We start from the raw sequence: 19,666 nt of genomic DNA on the forward strand, positions 1-19,666 counted from the left end.
CCCCAGCGCCGATGTCCCACCCGATCTGTCACACCGTCAACACGAGGATATCGGCAGGGTGTTGGAGCAAGGTGAAGTTTTTCGAACGATCGGGGACGCGGGGCGGTAAATCAGTCAACGCCGATGTCCTCGTTCCACACGTCGGGATGGTCCCGTACGAAGTCCCGCATGAGTGCGACGCATTCGGCATCGTCGAGCAGCACGATCTCCACCCCGTGCCGGGCCAGCCAGTCCTGCCCGCCGGGATAGGTCTCCGCCTCGCCGATCACCACCCGCGAGATCCCGAACTGCCGCACGAGGCCGGAGCAGTACCAGCACGGGGAGAGCGTCGTCACCATCGTCGTGCCCCGGTACGAGCGCTGCCGTCCGGCCGCTCGGAAAGCCGCCGTCTCCGCGTGCATGGCCGGATCGCCGTCCTGGACACGGCGGTTGTGGCCGCGGCCGAGGAGGCTGCCGTCCGGCCCGTAGAGCGCGGCACCGATGGGAATGCCGCCCTCGGCGAGCCCGGCGCGGGCCTCGGCGAGGGCGGTGGCGAGCATGGCGCGGTAGTCGTTCACGCGCCCACTCTCCACCGTGCGGACAGTCGATTCCCGGCACCCACGACGGCCGCAGCGTGTCCAACGACATGTACGGGCCGCCGACAAGGGCCGGCCGGCCCTTCGCGATTACGAAGCGGGTGGCGCCGACTCCTCCGGCCCCGCCCCGCTCTCGCGACGCTTGAGCTCCTCCTCACGGCGGCGCAGATCCGCCTCCCAGTCCTTGAGGAGCGACTCGTCCTTCTTGTTCTCTTCCTTCAGCGCCTTCAGGAACTCCGGATTGTCGTCCGGCGCCACCCACTGCGAGCGGTGATTGCGGTGCCATTCCGACGGCGTACGGCCCCCGGCGGGCACCTGGCGCATCTTGCCCGCGGCCAGCCAGACGATCGGGCCGACGATCCAGAACAGCAGGATGATGAAGACCCAGGCGATCTTCGGCAGGTGTTTGGCCTCGTCCTCGGGGGTGTTCAGGCAGTCGATGAACGCGTAGATCGTCAGCGCCAGAGGCAGGAGATAGATCAGGGCCCGGAACATGGTGGAAAGGTCCCCCTGCGGAGAGTTGGCGGGGCTTGTCCCGCCCCGGTGACGGGCCCAGAGTAGCCGGTGTCAATTACGGCCCACGGCGAGCAGGTGGGAACTGGCGGCGAGCAGGTCGGGGTACGGCTCCGCCATGCGGGCCGCGGCCAGCGCGGAGGTGAACATCCGTGATCCGGTGAGTGACTCACCGGTATGCTGCTCGGTCGCTTTCAGCAGCGCCCAGGCGGGGCCCTCGACGCCGTATACCCGGGTGTCGGTGAAGCCGGCCTCGCACATTTCCGCCTCCAGCTCGGGACCGGTGTGGAAGTGCGCTTCGGTGAATCCCTTCTTCCCGTCGTGCGAACCGGTGGCCAGGATGCGGCCGATGCCGTCCTGGAGGGCCGGGCGGTCGAGGTGGGCAAAGGCGGTGTGCTCGAACAGCGAGGCGTACCGGTTGATGCCCGCCGCGGCGACGAGGCCGCCGGGCCGGACGGCTTAAGCAGGGCAGGCCGGCGGGGTGGGGCGCGGAGCCCGAAGATGTTCACGGGCCGTGAATACCGAGGCGGTGACGCACCCCTGGAGGCTTGGGGGCGCCGTCGGCAACGTGACATGAAGGTGACGGGCACGCAAGCCCAGCTCGACCGGACAAGGACTCGTCCTCGTGAGCACTGGCGCAACCCGCCCCGCCGTCGGGTGGTGGCCGAGTCGACTGGTGGGAGCGGCCGTCCTCGGCCGAGGAGCTCAGCATCGACGCCTGGAGCTGCATCAGCCCGGAAGCGTGTGGTCAAGCTGCGTCAGCTCCCCCGGGCTCAGTGTGAGTTCCGCGGCCCGGGCCGAGTCAGTGATGGAGGCGGGGCGGCTGGCTCCCGGCAACGGGATCACCGCGGGGGAGCGGCTCAGCAGCCACGCCAAGGCGATCTGCTGCGGGCTGACGCCGTGTTCGGCCGCGATGCGGTGGAAAGCGGTGCCGATGGAGGTCGGGCCGGAGGGGCCGTCGAGGGAACTGCGGGAGATGCCGCCGAGGGGGCTCCAGGGCAGGAACGCCAGGCCCAGCTCGGTGCTCAGCTGCAGCTCGGGCTCGCTGTCCCGGACGGCGGGCGAGTACTGGTTCTGTACCGAGACGAGCCCGTCGCCGAGGATCTGATGCGCCTGTCGGATCTGGCTGATGGTCACGTTCGAGATGCCGGCGGCGCGGATCGTGCCGGCGTCGAGCAGGTCGCGCAGAGCGCCGACGGACTCCGCCCAGGGCACTGCCGGGTCCGGCTTGTGCAGCTGGTACAGGCCGATCGCTTCGACGCCCAGTCGCCTGGCGGAGGCTTCGGCGGCGCGCTTGAGATGTTCCGGGGCGGCGGTGACGGTCCAGCTGCCGTCTCCGGGCCGTCCGCGGCCGCCCTTGGTCGCGATCAGGACGCCGGAGGTGTCGCCGCCGTAGCTGGCCAGCGCGCGGGCGACCAGGAGCTCGTTGTGGCCCACCTCGTCGGCGTGCCAGTGATAGCTGTCGGCGGTGTCGATGAGCGTGACGCCGGCGTCGAGGGCGGCGTGGACGGTGGCGATGGCCCGCGTCTCGTCCGGGCGGTCCTCGATGGACAGCGGCATGGCGCCCAGTCCGACGGCGCTGACGGTGGTGTCTGCGATGGTGCGGTGTTCCATGGCGGTTCGTGTTCCTCAGGCGACGGGGGCGGCGGATGCTGTGAGGGCTTCGGCGACGGCGCCAGGCAGCCAGTCGGCAGTACGGGAGAAGGCAAAGCCCAGCTGTTTCGCGCGGGTGTTACTCATGGCGTAGCGGCGGTCGAAGGAGAAAGGCGAGGCGGTCCCGCCCGCGTCGACGGTCCGGTAGACGGGCTCGCGGCCGGTCTGCGCGGCGATGATCGCGGCCAGGTCGTGCACGTCGAGCAGGCCGTCGGAGCAGGCGTTGACCGGACCGCTGAAGTCTGGGGCAGTGGCCGCCCACAGCAGCAGGTCCGCCAGCTCCTCGTGGTGGATGAACACCGTCGGCAGTGCCTCGGCGTGCACAGCGATCTCGTCGCCCCGGGCGATGCGCTCGGTGTAGTGCGCCAGTCGGCCGGTGAACTCCTGCGCGCCGCCGCCGAGCACATGCGCGCTGCGCACAGAGGCGAACGCGAAGCTGTCGGCGCGGGTGAAGACGGCCTCCGCCTGGCGCTTGCCCTCGGCGTAGTGAGCCTCCAGGTACGCCTCGTCGTGCCAGGGCAGATCCATGGCCACCAGCCAGGTGGCCGGGTCCACGCTCTCCTCCGGCACCGAGGTGCCTGCCGGCAGCGCGGCGGTCGCCGGGTCGTAGACCTCGATCGTGGAGGTCATGATGTAGCGCCGGGTGCGGCCGGCGAAGGCGCGGGCAGCGATCGCGGCTTGTACGGGGGTGTAGCAGACCTGATCGACAACCACTTCGAAGATGCGGGAGCCGAGCGCGGCAATGAGAGATGCCTCGTCGTTGCGGTCGACAACGAGGTGCTCGACTCCGGCGGGCGGCTGGGTGGAGCCGCGGTTGATCACAGTGACCTGGTGACCGGTGGCCTGCAGACGCTCGACCAGGAGCCTTCCGAAGTACCGGCTTCCGCCGATGACACAGATCCTTTGCATGCCCCCACCCTGGATGCCTACCGTCATCAGCAGAAGTAGCGACTTACTGAAAGCGTATTAAGGAATACTGTTGATCGATGTGCAGCGGCTCCGCGTCCTGCGAGCGGTGGCGGACCACGGCAGCTTCAGCAAGGCGGCCACGGCTCTCCGTCTCACCCCCTCCGCGGTTTCCCAGCACGTAGCGGTGTTGGAACGCAGCCTCGGTGCCCAGGTCGTGGCACGCAGTACGCGCGGGGTCACCCTCACTCAGGCCGGCCAGATCATGGTCGGGGCCGCCGAGTCCGTCGCAGCCGAGCTCGAACAGGCAAAGCAACAGGTCGAGCAACTCAGCACGGGTCACGAACAGCTCACCGTCGCCACCTTCACCAGCGGCGGCAGGCACCTGCTGCCCGGCGCTCTCCCCCGGCTCATGGCAACCCATCCCCGCACCCTGCTCCACGTCAAGGAGGGCGAGCCCGAAGAGACCCTGCCCCTCGTCCGACAGGGCGCCGTCGACCTCGCACTCGCCTACCACTTCGACGGCCCGCTGCCCGTCGGGCCGGGCCCCGGCTCCAGCCTGCGGTGGGCCGCACTCCTGGAAGACCCCCTGCACGTCGTCATGCACGAGGAGCACCGACTCGCCGACCGCGATTCGCTCGACATCACCGAGCTGGCGGCCGAGCCCTGGGTACTCGGCTGCCTCAAGACCGAGACATACCTGCGCCGCTACGCCGAGCGGGCAGGCTTCGAACCGGAAGTACGCGGCACCACCACCGACTACTTCTTTGCCCGCTCGCTCGTCGCCGCGGGAATGGGAATCTCCCTGATCCCTTCCATCGCGTTCGTCCCGACGGTGCCGGGTCTGCGCGTCGTCCCGATCCAGCCGCCGACTCCGACCCGGCACATCGGCGTTGCCACGATCGGCCGCCGTCGCGACCACCCACACGTCACAACGTTCATCGAGGCCCTCCGCGAGCAGGCGATGCATCAATCAGCGGGGCCCGAACAACGACTGCCAGGCAGCCCAGCCGCTGCCAGTCCTGCGTGACTGACCGCACATCCGTCTCCGACCGGCCAAGTATCTCGCCACCTGGGCCCTGCTGACCCTGTGGCGGTTTCGCGACCGCGCCGCGCTACGGGCCCTCCTCGACGGCTTCAGGGAGGGACTGCGCGGCGGCCAGGGCGAGCGGTCACCGATGAGCTGGGACATCGTGGCGCGACTCGCTTCCGCCGGCAGGCCGCCCATCCTCTGACGTCGCTTCGATCGAGGCCACCCTCAACGCGCGCGTCCCTGTTGCGGAGAGGTGGAGAGGCGGAGAGGTGGGGCACCCCGGGTGATCCACCGGGGTGATGACAAACTGGACGGCATGGCTTACGACGATCTTCGTTCCCTCCTCCGGGCCCTGGAGCGCGAGGGCGAGCTCAAGCGCATCAAGGCCGAGGTCGACCCGTATCTGGAGGTCGGCGAGATCGTCGACCGGGTGAACAAGGCGGGCGGGCCCGCGTTGCTCTTCGAGAACGTCAAGGGGTCCTCGATGCCCCTGGCCATGAATGTCTTCGGGACCGACAAGCGGCTGCTCAAGGCGCTCGGGCTGAAGTCGTACGCCGATATCAGCGACAAGATCGGCGGGCTGCTCAAGCCGGAGCTGCCGCACGGCTTCGTGGGGGTGCGGGAGGCATTCGGGAAGCTCGGCTCGATGGTGCATGTGCCGCCGAAGAAGGTGAAGTCCGAGAGCGCGCCCGTGCAGGAGGTCGTGCTCACCGGCGACGACGTGGATCTGGATCAGCTGCCCGCGCTCTTCACCTGGCCCGAGGACGGCGGATCGTTCTTCAATCTGGGGCTCACCCATACCAAGCACCCGGAGACAGGTGTGCGGAACCTGGGCCTGTACCGGCTCCAGCGTCACGACCGGCGCACCATCGGGATGCACTGGCAGATCCACAAGGACAGCCGCAACCACTACCAGGTCGCCGCCAAGCGCGGGGAGCGGCTGCCGGTCGCGATCGCGTTCGGGGCGCCGCCCGCGGTGACGTACGCCTCCACCGCGCCGCTGCCGGGCGACATCGACGAGTACCTCTTCGCCGGGTTCATCCAGGGCAAGCGGATCGAGATGGTCGACTGCAAGACCGTGCCGTTGCAGGTCCCGGCGCAGGCGGAGGTCGTCATCGAGGGGTGGCTGGAGCCCGGGAAGATGCTTCCCGAGGGGCCGTTCGGCGACCACACCGGTTTCTACACGCCGCAGGAACCGTTCCCCGCACTGACCATCGACTGCGTGACCATGCGGAAGCGTCCGCTGCTGCAGTCGATCGTGGTGGGCCGGCCGCCGACCGAGGACGGGCCGCTGGGGCGGGCCACGGAGCGGTTCTTCCTGCCGCTCCTCAAGATCATCGTGCCGGACATCGTGGACTACCACCTGCCGGAGGCGGGCGGCTTCCACAACTGTGCGATCGTCTCGATCGACAAGAAGTACCCGAAGCACGCCCAGAAGGTGATGAGTGCCATCTGGGGTGCGCACATGATGTCGCTGACCAAGCTGATCGTCGTCGTGGACTCCGACTGCGACGTCCACGATCTGCACGAGGTGGCCTGGCGGGCGCTCGGAAACACGGACTACGCGCGGGACCTGACCGTCACCGAGGGGCCCGTCGATCATCTCGACCATGCTTCCTACCAGCAGTTCTGGGGTGGCAAGGCGGGCATCGACGCGACGAAGAAGTGGCCCGAGGAGGGTTACACCCGGGACGGGGGCTGGCCGAACATGGTCGAGTCCGACCCTCGGACGGCGGCGAAGGTCGACCGCCGGTGGAAGGAATACGGACTGTGAGCGCCGCCGAAGCAGCACTGGGCTCAGGGCCCGTACAACCGAACAGCAAGGTCAAGGCGTTTCTGCGGCTCGTGATGATCGAGCACTCGGTCTTCGCGCTGCCCTTCGCGTACATCGCCGCCCTGACCGCGATGTTCCGGGCGGACAAGTCCATCCACTGGCTCACGCTGCTGCTCGTCACCATTGCGATGGTGGGGCTGCGGACGTTCGCGATGGCCTGCAACCGGATCATCGACCGGGAGATCGACGCCCGTAACCCGCGCACCGCGAGCCGGGAACTGGTCACCGGGGCGGTGTCCGTGAAGTCCGCGTGGGCGGGGGCGCTCGTCGCCGTTGTCATCTTCCTCGGGGCGGCGGCTCTGCTGAACCCGCTCTGTCTGGCGCTCGCGCCGGTCGCCGTCGTGCCGATGGTGGTCTATCCGTACGGGAAGCGGTTCACCCACTACCCGCACGCCATCCTCGGCATCGCGCAGGCGATAGGGCCGATCGGCGCCTGGCTGGCCGTGACCGGCAGCTGGTCGTGGGACGCGGTGATCCTCGGTCTCGCGGTCGGGATCTGGATCGGTGGCTTCGACCTGATCTTCGGCTGCCAGGACGTCCAGGCGGACCGGGCGCACGGGGTGCTGTCGGTGCCGGCCCGGTTCGGGATCCCGGCCGCGCTGTGGGGTGCGCGGGTCTGCCATGTGGTGACGACCGGGCTGCTCGTCTGGTTCGGGCTGGCCACGGAGGCCGGCCTGTTCTACTGGATCGGCATGGTGATCGTCGCGGTCGCCTTCGTGTACGAGCACAGGGTGGTGCGGCCGCACGATCTGTCCCGGCTGAACCGGGCGTTCTTCTCGGTCAACGGGTTCATCGGAATAGCGCTGTTCGCGTGCGCGCTGCTGGATCTGCTGGTGCGGGGTCTGACCGTCTGAGACGCCTGTCGGGTGACCTCCGATCGGATAGCGGACGCGGTCTGGTGCGTGCGATTCCAAGGCGGAGGAGGGAGTCGACGCGAAGGGGGTCCCCCATGCCTTCAGCTATGGGGGAGTTGGTGACTGACGACAACGCGGGAAGCGTGCGTGCCAGGGCGTGGCCGCCCGGTCGGAGGTCACCCGACAGGCTCTGAGCCTGCCCGGGGTCGTGTCCGGCGGATCCAGGACCTCGTCCTCGGCGGACGGCTGCCCCGGGCGCGCGCGAGGCGGGCCGAGGAGGCATGTCACCTGTTGTGGTCAAGGACCGCCGCGTCACGGGTCCGTCCCAGTGGGCTGCGGGCGCCAACAGGTGCGAAACGGTGGCGGGAACCGCCGTCCCGGCCCGTCGCTGGCGTGCCCCGGAGTGGTGCGGCGCACTGTGTTCGGGCCCCGTTTCCCGTGCCGGACGACGGCAGGGAGCAAGTGCGGCAGGGGGCGGGTGCGGGCGGGGTGTGCCCGGTGGTGGGGCGCGTTGTGCCTGGCTGTGCGTGTAACAGGGGTGTATTAGCGGGTGGTTGGGCGGAACGGGTCGCCGGGCCGGGCGGCTCTTGGTGATCAGAAACGCTCGCTCGTACCGACCGTGCAGAGCGGCCGACACCCCCCACCGACACTGAGGAAGAAACCATGCGCGTACAGAAGCTCACCTTCGCCGCCCTGGCCGTTGTCGCCGGTCTCTCGCTCACGGCCTGTCAGAACGGCGAGAACGACATGGGACAGACCGCCCCGTCGTCCGCGTCCTCCGCGTCTTCCGCGAGCGGCGGTTCGGGCTCGGGCGGTTCGGACCAGGACAGCGGGAAGGACTCGGCCGGGAAGGGGTCCGGCGGGCAGGGCACGGTCGCCGGGAAGGGGGCCGGCGGGCAGGGCACGGCCGTCGGGACCGGCTCCAGCGGGAACGGCAAGGTCGGCAAGTGCCGCACCGACGACCTGGACATCACCGCGTCGGACAGCACCATCGACGGCGACCCCGACGGGACCGTCGCGGTGGAGCTGAAGAACGGCGGCGGCCGGGACTGCGTGCTCTCCGGGTACGCGGGTGTCGACCTGAAGACCAGCTCGGGGTCGCTGTCCGCGGAGCGTACCGGTGAGAAGGCCACCCCGATGATCCTCAAGGACGGGAAGTCGGTGTACTTCGGTATCAACTACCCGATCAACAAGTCGGGCGGCTCCGGCGTCCGCATCACGGCCCTGGTGGTGACCCCGCCGGACGAGACGAAGTCGTTCTCCCTCGAATGGCCGGGCGCCGCCACGCTGCCCGTCACGGACGGCTCCGGCTCCCCGGTGAAGGTCGGCCCGATGGGGAGCGCCGGTCAGGGCGAGGGCTGACCCGGACACCAGGGGATCCGTCCGCGCTCTACGGTATGAGCGGCCGGGCGGGCGGCACCGTGCTCCGGCCGCGCGCGGGGCGGCGGAAGACGAACGCCGCCGCCACGCCCGCCGCCAGTCCGAACAGGTGGCCCTGCCAACTGACCGAGGTGTTGGTGGGGGAGATCCCCAGCAGGATCGACGACCCCCATATCGCGCCGATCACCAGACCGGCGCCGATGTCCAGCACTCTGCGGTCCACGAAGCCGCGGACCAGCAGATAGCCGAAGAGGCCGAAGACCAGGCCGGACGCGCCCGCCGTGTTGGAGCCGGCCGGCGAGACCAGCCAGACCCCGAGACCGTCGACCACGATGATCAGCGCGGCCACGGCCGCGAACCGGCGGATGCCGCCCAGCGCGGCCAGGAAGCCGAAGACCAGCAGCGGCACGCTGTTGGAGGCGACATGGCCGAAGCCGAAGTGGATGAAGGACGCGGGCACGATGTCCAGCAGTTCGCCGGGCCGGCGCGGCTCGATCCCGTACGTGTCCAGTGCGTGGCCACTCGACACGTCGACGACTTCGAGTATCCAGAGGAACGCCACCCAGCCCAGCATCAGCTTGGCCGCGGTCTTCGCGCGGTCGCCCGCGGTCCACGCCGGCGCAATTCGATCTGACGATGCGGCCATCGCGGCCCCCTGCCGGTCTCCTGTGTCGCCCCTGCTTCCACCCCTCAGAACGGCTGAGGCACCTTACTCGGTTCCGGGTTCGGGCAGCCGGATAGGCTCGGCTGTGTGGATTCCGGGACTTCAGTGAGTCAGCACCAGCGGCAGCCTTGGATTGTCGGGGTTTCAGGCGCTTCGGGCACCCCATTCGCCGCCGCCGTGCTGCGCGGTCTGCTGGCCGCGGGGGAGAGCGTCGATCTGGTGGTGAGCCGGGCGTCGCGGCTGACGCTGCTGGACGAGACCGGGATCGCGTTCCGCGACGCGCACTGGCAGGAGGATCTGCGCAGCTGGCTGGCGCGAGGGGCGGACGGGAAGCCGCACACCTTCGATGTGGACGTCGAGGATGTACGGCACTGGGCGGCCGGTGATCTTGCCGCCGGACCGTCCTCGGGGTCGTACCCGGCGAAGGGGATGCTGATCGTCCCGGCTTCGACGGCATGTGTGGCCGGGGTGGCGCTCGGACTCTCGAAGGATCTGCTCCAGCGGGCCGCGAGCGTGACGCTCAAGGAGCGGCGGAAGCTGGTCGTCGCGGTGCGCGAGACACCGCTGAACGGGCAGACGCTGAAGCATCTGGTGAGCCTGGACGAGGCGGGCGCCGTCGTGCTGCCCGCCTCTCCGGCGTTCTATGCGGGGGCGACGCACATCCAGGATCTGGTGGACTTCGTCGCGGGGCGGGTGCTGGACGCGGCGGGGGTGCCGCACGACCTGTACCGCCGGTGGGAGGGAGAGCTCGGTGGCGGCTCTCGGGGCTCCGGAGGCTGAGCCTGTGGTCAGCGCTTCTTCTTGGCGCGCGAGGTGCGGGTCTTGTCGACCCGGTGCGCGGCGGCGGGCTGGTGGGCACGCGAGCGGTTGGCCAGGTCCTGCAGCTCGCGCATTCGGGCGTAGGCCATCTCGATCGTGTACACGGTGTTCTCACTCCTGAAGATTCGAAAGCATTTTTTGGATGTTCGGAAAGATTTACAGGCGTTGAAGCCTGCATGCCTTAGATTCTACACGTAAACTCGCGATACTGCTGAACAATGGAAGGTTTCAGTCATATGGACGCGGTGGACAGGCAGCTCATCCAGGCCCTCAGGGAGAACGGCAGGGCCTCGTACGCCGAGCTGGGGCGGCTCGTAGGGCTCTCCGGGCCCAGCGTCACCGACCGCATCAACCGGCTGGAAACCGCCGGTGTCATCACCGGCTACCGCGCCACCGTCGACGCCGCGTCCCTGGGGCTCGGGGTCACGGCCCTGATCGGTATCTCGCTCTCCGACGCCGCCGATCACGAGGACGTGGCGCGCCGGCTGAAGGACCTCGCGGAGATCGAGGACGCCTGGTTCATCGCGGGCGACGACTCGTACATGCTCAAGGTGCGGGTCGGTGACGTGGACGGCCTGGAGAAGACCATCCGCCGGCTCAGCGGTACGAAGGGCGTCTCGCGCACGCGCACCACGATCGTGCTCTCCACCAAGTGGGAGAACCGGGTCGGGGAACTTCCCGAGGAGGCGTAGGCGTAACGTGGTGGAGCCCCCGGGTGACCGGGGGTTTCGCCCGGTATCACCGGGAAAGGCACAGCGCGTCGACAACTGGGAGGCAGCCGCATGGACGTTGGGCTCAAGCGCGAGCTGGAGGAGAAGGTCCGCGCAGGGGAGCGGCTGACCCGCGAGGACGGCATCGCCCTCTACGAGTCGGACGACCTGGCCTGGCTCGGCGGCCTCGCGCACGAGGTGCGTACGCGCAAGAACGGCGACGTCGTGCACTTCAACGTCAACCGGCACCTCAACATGACCAATGTGTGCACCGCGTCGTGCGCGTACTGCTCGTTCCAGCGCAAGCCGGGCGAGAAGGACGCGTACACCATGCGCATCGAGGAGGCCGTCCGCCTCGCGAAGGCGATGGAGGGCGAGAACCTCACCGAGCTGCACATCGTCAACGGGCTGCACCCCACCCTGCCGTGGCGTTACTACCCGCGCTCGCTCAGTGCGCTGAAGGAGGCCCTGCCGCAGGTCTCCCTCAAGGCGTTCACCGCCACCGAGATCCACCACTTCGAGACCATCTCCGGGCTTTCGGCATCCGAGATCCTCGACGAGCTGATCGAGGCCGGTCTGGAGTCGCTGACCGGTGGCGGCGCGGAGATCTTCGACTGGGAGGTCCGCCGGCACATCGTGGACCACAACACCCACTGGGAAGACTGGTCGCGCATCCACCGTCTCGCCCACGAGAAGGGGCTCAAGACCCCGGCGACGATGCTGTACGGGCACATCGAGGAGCCGCGTCACCGCGTCGACCATGTGTTGCGACTGCGCGAGCTGCAGGACGAGACCGGCGGCTTCCAGGTCTTCATCCCGCTGCGCTACCAGCACGACTTCGTGGACATGAAGGACGGCAAGGTCCGCAACAAGCTCCAGGCGCGGACGACGATGGCGACCGGCGCCGAGGCGCTGAAGACCTTCGCGGTCTCGCGGCTGCTCTTCGACAACGTCCCGCACGTCAAGGTCTTCTGGGTGATGCACGGTGTGCAGACCGCCCAGCTCGCGCTGCAGCACGGTGCGGACGACATGGACGGCTCGGTCGTCGAGTACAAGATCACGCACGATGCGGACAACTACGGCACGCCGAACAAGCTCGGCCGTGAGGATCTGCTGGACCTGATCCGTGACGCGGGCTTCCGGCCCGTCGAGCGCAACACGCGGTACGAGATCATCCGCGAGTACCCGGGCCCGGACGCCGGGCGGCGCGAGTCGCCGCAGCCGATGCGCGTCTGACCGGTCCGGCCTGTCGCGTCGTCAATAGTTCGGATGTACGAAAGCCCCGGCCGTCGGCCGGGGCTTTCTCGTGTACCGGACAGGCTTGAGGTGATGGATCGGTAATAGTTAATCTCCACCTATGGCACTTACTTTTGAGCTGGATCCCAAGTTCGACCGCACCCTGCGGGACGGCATCGCCGAGCTGTGGACCGATGTCTCCAACGCGGGCGGTGCGGTCGGCTTCGTACCGCCCGTCACGGCCGACGACGTCCGGCCCGAACTGGTCAAGCACCTGGTCGCCATGGCCGAGGGGCGGACCCGGCTGCTGGTCGGTTACGACGAGGAGGGCGCCGTCGCGGCCACCGCCTTCCTGGCATTCAACACACACCGGCTGATGGCCCACTGGCTCTGGCTCTACACGGTGATGGTCCACCCCCGCCACCAGGGCAAGGGCTACGGGCGCGACCTGATGGACGCCGCGGCGGAGGCCGCGCGCGGGATGGAGGGGGTGGAGGCGATCCGGCTCACCTGCCGCGGCGGCACCGGTGCCGACCGGTTCTACACCTCGTGCGGGTACAAGGAGGTCGGGCGGGTGCCCGACGCGATACGGGTGGCGGACGGCGACGACCGCGACGACATCATCATGCTGCTGCCGCTCGCCTGAGGTCCTCGGCCCCGATCCGCCGGACGGGTACGCGGCCCGTCGGCCTCCTTTTGGTGCAGCCCTCCGAAGTGATCGATTCCGGGGCATGCTTCACTGGTCGGGCAGGATCGCAGGACTGTCGTACGTAGAGAGAGGGGCCAACTGTGTCCGCTGCCAAGCCGAGCGCGACGATTCGGTACACCGCGATGCGCCTCAGCATCTTCGTCGGCTGCTTCGCCGTCGCAGCCGTGGCCGTCCACTTCGGTCTGCTTCCCTCGGGGGCGAGTGGCTCCAATTTCATCTGGGTGATCCTGCTCGCGCTGGTCCTCTCCGCGCCGCTCAGCTACGTGCTGCTGCGCAAGCAGCGTGACGAGATGTCCGCGCAGATCGTGTCCAGGGTCGACCGCACGAAGGCGCGGCTCGAAGCGAACCGGACCCGCGAGGACCACGTCACCCAGTGACGACCCGGTGAGGACGACGTAAGGGCTACGTAAGGTTCCTCACACCCCGCACAGTTTCCGTATGGAACCCCGGTGCCGGAGCGAGCGCTCCTGTACTGGGGTTTCGTCGTTCCCGCACGTGTGCCGGACGCTCCGGGGCCCGCGTTCTCGCTCAAAGAAGACCTTTGAGGTTCTCAAAGTTCAAGTGTTAACGTGTTCGACATGAAGACAGCAGTGCGCCATCGATTCACCACGAGCGTCCCGCTCGTGGAGCGCCTGCACGTCGATCTATGCCGCTGTATGTCCGCGGTCTGTTGCCGCAACGTCTGAACCGGCACCATGCAGCGGCGCCGCCCCTGACGCGGGCGCCGCACCCCCGTCCCCCCGCACGACGTTCTCGTGCGCCCCGATGCGTCACATCTGGAGTGTGTCCGTGTCCGCGAATCCCGCGTCCGCCGCCGCGACCGACAGCCCGTCAGGCTCCGGCTCCGGTTTCCGTATACCCAAGGTCCCGTTCTGGGCCCAGATAGTCGCCGGTCTCGTCCTCGGCGTCGTACTCGGGTGGCTTGCCCGTACATACGACATCAACTGGCTCTACGCCACGCTCGACAAGGTCGGCCACATCTTCGTCCAGCTGCTGAAGCTGGCCGTCGCGCCGCTCGTCTTCTTCGCGATCCTGGTGTCGATCACCAACCTGCGCAAGGTCAACAACGCCGCCCGGCTGGCCACCCGCACCCTGCTCTGGTTCATGATCACCTCGCTGATCGCGGTCGCCATCGGCCTCGCGATCGGCCTGATCACCAACCCGGGTTCCGGTACGGGACTGACCCCGAAGGACGGCAAGCTCCCGGAGCACGCGGGCTCCTGGCTCGACTTCCTCACCGGCATCATCCCGGACAACGTGATCACGCCGTTCACCGAGCTGAACGTGCTCCAGATCGTCTTCATGGCGGCCGTCGCCGGTATCGCGGCTCTCCAGCTCGGTGAGAAGGCCCAGCCGATCCTCACCCTCAGCGAGTCCGTCCTGGAGCTCCTCCAGAAGGCCCTGTGGTGGGTCATCCGCCTCGCGCCCATCGGCACCATCGGCCTCATCGGCTACGCGATCGCCGACTACGGCTGGGACCTGATCGGCAAGTACGCGACGTTCACCGCCGACGTCTACATCGGCTGCGCCCTGGTGCTGTTCGGTGTGTACCCGCTGCTGCTCGTCACCGTCGCCAAGCTCAGCCCGCTGCAGTTCTTCAAGGGCGCCTGGCCGGCGATCCAGCTGGCCTTCGTCTCCCGCTCCTCGGTCGGCACGATGCCGGTCACCCAGAAGGTCACCGAGCGCCTCGGCGTCCCGAAGGAGTACGCCTCCTTCTCGGTCCCGTTCGGCGCGACCACCAAGATGGACGGCTGCGCCGCGATCTATCCGGCGCTGGCGGCGATCTTCATCGCGCAGATCTTCGACGTCCAGCTGGGTGTCGGTGACTACGTCCTGATCGCGTTCGTCTCGGTGATCGGTTCCGCGGCCACCGCCGGTCTGACCGGTGCGACGGTCATGCTGACCCTCACGCTGTCGACGCTGGGCCTCCCGCTGGAGGGCGTCGGTCTGCTCATGGCCATCGACCCGATCCTGGACATGATGCGCACGGCCACGAACGTTGCTGGTCAAGTTGTAACTCCGTTGATTGTGGCTTCGCGGGAGAAGATCCTCGACCGCGACAGGTACAACGCGGCGACGTCCTCCCCCGTGGACGAGCCGCAGGCTGTGCTCGCCGCCGCCTGACGTCCCCAGGCTCGTACGGAACGTGCCGCGCACCTGCGATTTGGGTGTGGGGCACGTTCCGGTGGTGGGTGTGCTGCGCGTGCGCCGATGATCTGGGTTCGGGCCTCGGAGCCGCGGCGCCCGGAATTCTGTGGCTGGTCGCCGGGCTGCACACCGGAGATGTGGGCTTCACTGTCGAGGTGCACGACTATGCCCCTGTCGTGGAACCGGTGTGGGAGGACGTCCATCGACGGCTGCCTCGCCGACCGGGCCAAGCCGGTCAGCTCGAAGGACCCTCGTCCATTGCGCCGACCGGCGTGACCTTGATCGACGTGACCTCGGGAGGCTTGCGCCAGCCGCCTCTGCCAGTCCGGTGATCACCGGCAGCGCCGCGGCGTCGGTGAGGACTGCCGTATGCACCTGCGCCCCGACGTCCTCGAAGCCCGCGTCCAGCAACAGATTCCGGTGGCGGCGGGCGGCCCGGGGGCTCGGTACCGTGTCGGCCTTCGCGTGCGCGACGGTACGGGTGAGTGCGGGGTAGTCGGAGTCGATGACGAAGGTGTCCCAGTCCTGTCCGATCAGGACGGCCCGCCCGCCGGCGATCAGGACGCGCCGCGCCTCGCGCAGTGCGGCAGCGGGGTCGGCGATGGCGTGCAGCACCTTGTCGGGTTGTCCGGTGTCGGGCCGTCCAGGAGCGGCTGGGGCGTGCCCCGCAGATGCAGATCGAAGAAGGACGCGACATGGACCGACCGGCACATGGGGGCGGCGTCGCGGGGCTGGGCAGGTGAGGACGCTACGGATCCGACCGTGCGGGAACATCGCGCGCAGGGGGAACCGCTGTCCCACCACAGGGTGATCCCGGGCCCGGGAGACATGGCATTCGGCGGGGGCGCAACCGGCCACCCGGCGGCCGCGGAAGCCCTCTCCGTACGACGGGCGAGGGGCCTGCGCCGTACTCTTGCCGAGGAGCAGGGCAGTGGGGGCGGGAGGAAGTCGGACGTGGGTGCTGTGAAGAGCAAACGGATGCCGCGTGCCGTGCGCGAGCAGCAGATGATGGACGCTGCGGTACGGACGTTCGGGCAGCGCGGATACCGGGCCGCTTCGATGGACGAGATCGCGGAGCTGGCCGGGGTGTCCAAGCCGCTGGTCTATCTGTATCTGAATTCCAAGGAGGAGCTCTTCACCGCCTGCATCCAGCGCGAGGCGAAAGCACTGGTCGCAGCGGTGCAGTCGGGGGTGGAGCCGGAGCTTCCGGCGGATCGGCAACTGTGGGCGGGGCTGCGGGCATTCTTCACGCACACCGCGGAGAACCCGGACGGCTGGGCGGTACTGCACCGGCAGGCGCGTACGCACGGGGAGCCGTTCGCCACCGAGGTCATGGTGATGCGCGACGAGATCGTTGCGTTCGTGACGGGTCTGATCGGTGCGGCGGCCCGTGAGGCCCACCATGATCCGGCACTGCCGGACCGCGATGTGGCGGGTCTGGCGCAGGCCCTCGTGGGGGCCGCGGAGTCGCTCGCCGGCTGGGCCAACGACACCCCGGGCGTCTCGGCGAAGGAAGCCGCGGCCACGCTGATGAACTTCGCCTGGGCGGGTCTGGGGAACCTCATGCACGGTCGCCCGTGGCTGCCGCCGAGCCAGTTTGCCGGTCGGAGGTAGCAGCGGCCGGTCACGAATCCGCTCCCCCGCCGTCCCGCGTCGTCGATCCCGCAAGTTCGCTGTGCTGCCCGGGGACTTCACGGAGGAGGGCGGACACCTGACGCCGTCGCTGAAGCTGAAACGGGATGTGATCGCACGGGACTTCGAGAAGGAGATCGAGGCGTTGTACCGGAAGTGACCGAGCAAGCGGCGGCACATCGTCACCGGGGCCGGACCTGTTCCGCGCCTCTCCCGGTTTCCCCTCAGCCGTCCCGCGCGCCTGTCATGCGGTCTTAGGGCGGGCAAAAGTGGCGGGTGCCGACCGGCGGGAGCGTGCGGCGACAAGGTCGGCCGCGAACTTACGGTTGTTGATGGTCTGTTCGCGGTAGTCGGCCGGAAGGTCGGGCAGGGCGAGGAGGCGATCGCAGGAAGCCAGTGATCCGCGCGCGTCGCCGGTCCAGTAGGACGTGATGGAGTGCTCGAAGAGCAGGCCCCAGCTGTAGATCCAGGGCTCCATGAACAGCCAGTCCTCGGGGATGGGGCGATTGAGACCGGCGACGGCGACTGCGTTGGCCACTTGATAGCGTCCCATCTTCCGTAGCCGGCAGGTCAGTTCGTAGCAGGCCTCCAACCGCTGCGGCCGGCTCTCCCATGCGCGGGTGAGAGCGTCCATGCCGCCGGGCCAGTCACCGGAGTCGGCCTTGAGCACTCCCACTTGCAGCAGGGCGTAGTACACCTCCTCGTCCCATCCGCCCATACCGGCCCGACGTTCGTACGCCGCGATCGCTTCTCGGGTCTCACCCATGTCGCGGAGAGTCTGCGCGAGGTAGAAGACCGTGCGGGGATTGTCCGGGTTGCGCTTGAGGTCTTCGCGCAGCAGGCGGGCGTCCCGGGTGAACTTGTCCCCGCGCGAGCCGCCGTCGGCGAAATGCTCGATGCTGAGGGCCGGGAGATCGGCGACGGTGTGCTGCTGGGCGGTGGTCAGAAATTCGTGGGTCGCACCCTCGTAGCGCCATGGGATGTCCCCCTTGACCAGTCGGGGGATGCGGTATTCGAGGGCACCGAGATGCCGCAGCATGTAGGAGTCGGCGCTCAGTTCGGACAGTTCGGACAGTGAGCCCTCCCGTCGGACGGCCATGTCGGCGTCGATGAGCAGGAGATAGTCGGCCTTGCCGCGTGCGCGCTGGATGTTCAGGGTGCGGTTGTGGCCGAAGTTGGCCCAGAGGTCCTCGTGGAGTTCCCCCGGAATCCCCTTCATCGTGGCGCGGATCAGTTCCTGTGTTCCGTCACTGGAGCCGGTGTCGGAGATGACCCATGTGTCCACCAGGTCGCGTACGGAGTTCAGGCATCGTTCGATGACCTTCGCCTCGTCCTTGACGATCATGCACAGGCAGATCGACGGCTTGCGGTGCAGGGCGGGCGGCCGTTCTTCGGTGGGACGGTCGATCAGATTTGTCATATACATCTCCCAATCTGGCTTCTATGGAGTAATGCTCCACGGCGAATTGGTGCGGTGTACGGGATCGGCCGATCCGGTCACCGAGAAAAGCGACGCTAGTGCGCCGGAATGCAGTGGCCGTGGCGCGACACGGAATTCTCGGGGTGCGCAGCCGGCCGGGCCGAAATGGCCAACGGGCCTAACTAATATGCGAATAGGGGCAGATGGTCGAAGCTTTACTCACTCACAAGGGGAGCTGTCAGCACTCAGACGGTAGATCATCGGCGTGGCGCATATGCCCTTGCCCTGTTGCGGCTGTCACAGTCACGGCTCCGATACACGCAGACCCGGTAAGGAATCCGAAGATGCACAAATCGAGAAGCTGGGACATCCTGTCCCGTTCAACCCTGGGTGCCATGTCGTTGGGTGTGACCCTGACGCTGTGCCCCATGGACATCGCTCATGGAGCGCCGAACCCCACGGGTTCGGCGGCTGCCAACCGAGTGATGGCCGGCCGGGTGGCGGCCAGCGTGTCCGGGACGGTCATCTCCCAGACCTCTCAGAACATCCGTAGCGGTCCCACCACCCAGTCGCAGATCGTGGGCAGCGTGCCGTCCGGCGGCATTGTGTCCATCGCCTGCCAGGTAGTCGGCCAGAACGTCGGCGGGAACTCATTCTGGTACCTGCTGTCCGACGGCAGCGGCTGGATGAGCGCGCGCTACATCTCGACGCAGACCACAGTGCCGTTCTGTGACGACTACCCGGGCTCGGGCGACACCGGCCCGACGGGGCCCATGGGACCCACGGGCCCGACGGGTCCGGCAGGTTCCAACGGTGCGACCGGGCCTGCTGGTCCGACGGGTGCGACGGGTCTGCCGGGTACTAACGGTGCCACCGGCGCCACGGGTCCGGCGGGTGCCAATGGTGCTAACGGTGCCACCGGTGCGACTGGGCCTGCTGGTCCGACGGGTGCGACGGGTCTGCAGGGTGCCACCGGTGCCACGGGTGCGTCCGGTGCTGTTGGTGCTCACGGCCCGACCGGTGCGACCGGTCCGACGGGTGCGACGGGTCTGCAGGGCGTCACCGGTGCCACGGGTGCGACGGGTGCCAATGGTGCTAACGGTGCTAACGGTGCCACCGGTGCGACTGGTCCTGCTGGTCCGACGGGTGCGACGGGTCTGCAGGGCGTCACCGGTGCCACCGGTCCGGCGGGTGCCAATGGTGCTAACGGTGCTAACGGTGCCACCGGCGCGACTGGGCCTGCTGGTCCGACGGGTGCGACGGGTCTGCAGGGCGCCACCGGTGCCACCGGTGCGTCCGGTGCCAACGGCGCCCCGGGTGCTACTGGTCCGACAGGTGCTAATGGTGCTAACGGTGCCACCGGTGCGACTGGGCCTGCTGGTCCGACGGGTGCCAATGGCGCTAACGGTGCTACCGGTGCTACCGGTCCGACGGGTGCGACGGGTCTGCAGGGCGCCACCGGCGCTACCGGTGCGTCCGGTGCCAACGGCGCCACGGGTGCCACCGGTTCCACCGGTCCTGCCGGTCCGACGGGTGCGACGGGTGCGTCCGGTACCAATGGTGCGGACGGTGCGACTGGT

The 19,666-nt window shown here is 68.5% G+C and carries 20 protein-coding genes and 1 pseudogene; 12 read left to right on the forward strand and 9 right to left on the reverse strand.

Annotated elements, in window-relative coordinates; translation table 11 throughout:
- Positions 1-110: 110 nt before the first annotated feature.
- From ACIPEK_RS29965 to ACIPEK_RS29985, 5 genes and pseudogenes are all read right to left on the reverse strand, one after another.
- Positions 111-539 carry a nucleoside deaminase gene (locus ACIPEK_RS29965; RefSeq protein ID WP_402002482.1) on the reverse strand — a complete coding sequence of 143 codons (429 nt, stop codon included), beginning with the start codon at positions 537-539 and terminating at the stop codon, positions 111-113.
- 126 nt (positions 540-665) lie between these two features.
- The gene (locus ACIPEK_RS29970) at positions 666-1,070 is read right to left on the reverse strand and encodes a PLD nuclease N-terminal domain-containing protein (protein ID WP_114245120.1); all 405 of its coding nucleotides are present in this window, start codon (positions 1,068-1,070) and stop codon (positions 666-668) included.
- Between the two features lie 72 nt (positions 1,071-1,142).
- Positions 1,143-1,544 (reverse strand): annotated as a pseudogene (locus ACIPEK_RS29975) (SAM-dependent methyltransferase); the annotation flags it as partial.
- Positions 1,545-1,817: 273 nt separating this feature from the next.
- Positions 1,818-2,702 (reverse strand): aldo/keto reductase, encoded by an 885-nt coding sequence (locus ACIPEK_RS29980; RefSeq protein ID WP_402002268.1) that lies wholly within the window; start codon positions 2,700-2,702, stop codon positions 1,818-1,820.
- Between the two features lie 15 nt (positions 2,703-2,717).
- The gene (locus tag ACIPEK_RS29985) at positions 2,718-3,650 is read right to left on the reverse strand and encodes an NAD-dependent epimerase/dehydratase family protein (RefSeq protein WP_402002271.1); all 933 of its coding nucleotides are present in this window, start codon (positions 3,648-3,650) and stop codon (positions 2,718-2,720) included.
- Positions 3,651-3,720: 70 nt separating this feature from the next.
- On the opposite strand from ACIPEK_RS29985, the gene ACIPEK_RS29990 reads away from it, so the two are divergent.
- The 4 genes from ACIPEK_RS29990 (at position 3,721) to ACIPEK_RS30005 (ending at position 8,730) form a co-directional block, all read left to right on the forward strand.
- Positions 3,721-4,677, forward strand: coding sequence for a LysR family transcriptional regulator (locus ACIPEK_RS29990; protein WP_402002274.1), 957 nt, complete (start codon positions 3,721-3,723; stop codon positions 4,675-4,677).
- 319 nt (positions 4,678-4,996) lie between these two features.
- Entirely contained in the window at positions 4,997-6,454 is a 1,458-nt protein-coding gene (locus ACIPEK_RS29995) for a menaquinone biosynthesis decarboxylase (protein ID WP_093898521.1), read from the forward strand.
- On the forward strand, positions 6,451-7,368 hold the full coding sequence (gene mqnP / locus ACIPEK_RS30000; protein WP_402002278.1) for a menaquinone biosynthesis prenyltransferase MqnP: 918 nt from the start codon (positions 6,451-6,453) through the stop codon (positions 7,366-7,368). The genes ACIPEK_RS29995 and mqnP overlap by 4 nt, the downstream gene beginning before the upstream one ends.
- A gap of 663 nt (positions 7,369-8,031) precedes the next feature.
- Positions 8,032-8,730 (forward strand): DUF4232 domain-containing protein, encoded by a 699-nt coding sequence (locus ACIPEK_RS30005; protein WP_402002281.1) that lies wholly within the window; start codon positions 8,032-8,034, stop codon positions 8,728-8,730.
- Positions 8,731-8,758: 28 nt separating this feature from the next.
- Here the strand turns inward: ACIPEK_RS30005 and ACIPEK_RS30010 are convergent, their stop codons facing one another.
- Positions 8,759-9,394: a rhomboid family intramembrane serine protease gene (locus ACIPEK_RS30010; protein WP_402002284.1), complete on the reverse strand. Its 636-nt coding sequence runs from the start codon at positions 9,392-9,394 to the stop codon at positions 8,759-8,761.
- Positions 9,395-9,517: 123 nt separating this feature from the next.
- Here ACIPEK_RS30010 and ACIPEK_RS30015 point away from each other — a divergent pair, with 123 nt between their 5' ends.
- Entirely contained in the window at positions 9,518-10,192 is a 675-nt protein-coding gene (locus ACIPEK_RS30015) for a UbiX family flavin prenyltransferase (RefSeq protein ID WP_383066984.1), read from the forward strand.
- Between the two features lie 8 nt (positions 10,193-10,200).
- On the opposite strand, the gene ACIPEK_RS30020 is transcribed toward ACIPEK_RS30015, so the two are convergent.
- Positions 10,201-10,335: a hypothetical protein gene (locus ACIPEK_RS30020; protein WP_327274611.1), complete on the reverse strand. Its 135-nt coding sequence runs from the start codon at positions 10,333-10,335 to the stop codon at positions 10,201-10,203.
- Positions 10,336-10,467: 132 nt separating this feature from the next.
- On the opposite strand from ACIPEK_RS30020, the gene ACIPEK_RS30025 reads away from it, so the two are divergent.
- From ACIPEK_RS30025 to ACIPEK_RS30045, 5 genes are all read left to right on the forward strand, one after another.
- Entirely contained in the window at positions 10,468-10,923 is a 456-nt protein-coding gene (locus tag ACIPEK_RS30025) for an Lrp/AsnC family transcriptional regulator (RefSeq protein WP_093898451.1), read from the forward strand.
- Positions 10,924-11,013: 90 nt separating this feature from the next.
- Positions 11,014-12,177 carry an aminofutalosine synthase MqnE gene (mqnE, locus tag ACIPEK_RS30030; protein ID WP_383066986.1) on the forward strand — a complete coding sequence of 388 codons (1,164 nt, stop codon included), beginning with the start codon at positions 11,014-11,016 and terminating at the stop codon, positions 12,175-12,177.
- Between the two features lie 121 nt (positions 12,178-12,298).
- The gene (locus ACIPEK_RS30035; RefSeq protein WP_402002289.1) at positions 12,299-12,823 is read left to right on the forward strand and encodes a GNAT family N-acetyltransferase; all 525 of its coding nucleotides are present in this window, start codon (positions 12,299-12,301) and stop codon (positions 12,821-12,823) included.
- 185 nt (positions 12,824-13,008) lie between these two features.
- Positions 13,009-13,263: a DUF4229 domain-containing protein gene (locus tag ACIPEK_RS30040; RefSeq protein WP_402002484.1), complete on the forward strand. Its 255-nt coding sequence runs from the start codon at positions 13,009-13,011 to the stop codon at positions 13,261-13,263.
- Between the two features lie 412 nt (positions 13,264-13,675).
- Positions 13,676-15,010: a dicarboxylate/amino acid:cation symporter gene (locus ACIPEK_RS30045; protein ID WP_402002292.1), complete on the forward strand. Its 1,335-nt coding sequence runs from the start codon at positions 13,676-13,678 to the stop codon at positions 15,008-15,010.
- A gap of 168 nt (positions 15,011-15,178) precedes the next feature.
- On the opposite strand, the gene ACIPEK_RS30050 is transcribed toward ACIPEK_RS30045, so the two are convergent.
- Entirely contained in the window at positions 15,179-15,649 is a 471-nt protein-coding gene (locus ACIPEK_RS30050; protein ID WP_402002294.1) for a hypothetical protein, read from the reverse strand.
- 363 nt (positions 15,650-16,012) lie between these two features.
- Here ACIPEK_RS30050 and ACIPEK_RS30055 point away from each other — a divergent pair, with 363 nt between their 5' ends.
- Positions 16,013-16,648, forward strand: a complete 636-nt coding sequence (locus tag ACIPEK_RS30055) for a TetR/AcrR family transcriptional regulator (RefSeq protein WP_402002486.1) — start codon at positions 16,013-16,015, stop codon at positions 16,646-16,648.
- 262 nt (positions 16,649-16,910) lie between these two features.
- On the opposite strand, the gene ACIPEK_RS30060 is transcribed toward ACIPEK_RS30055, so the two are convergent.
- Positions 16,911-18,086, reverse strand: a complete 1,176-nt coding sequence (locus tag ACIPEK_RS30060) for a glycosyltransferase (RefSeq protein WP_402002297.1) — start codon at positions 18,084-18,086, stop codon at positions 16,911-16,913.
- 485 nt (positions 18,087-18,571) lie between these two features.
- On the opposite strand from ACIPEK_RS30060, the gene ACIPEK_RS30065 reads away from it, so the two are divergent.
- Positions 18,572-19,666, forward strand: a 1,095-nt coding sequence (locus tag ACIPEK_RS30065) for an SH3 domain-containing protein (protein ID WP_402002488.1), incomplete at its 3' end; no start/stop codon positions are given.

The sequence above is a fragment of the Streptomyces sp. NPDC088246 genome (assembly GCF_044741025.1).
In the GTDB taxonomy this organism is placed as follows: domain Bacteria; phylum Actinomycetota; class Actinomycetes; order Streptomycetales; family Streptomycetaceae; genus Streptomyces.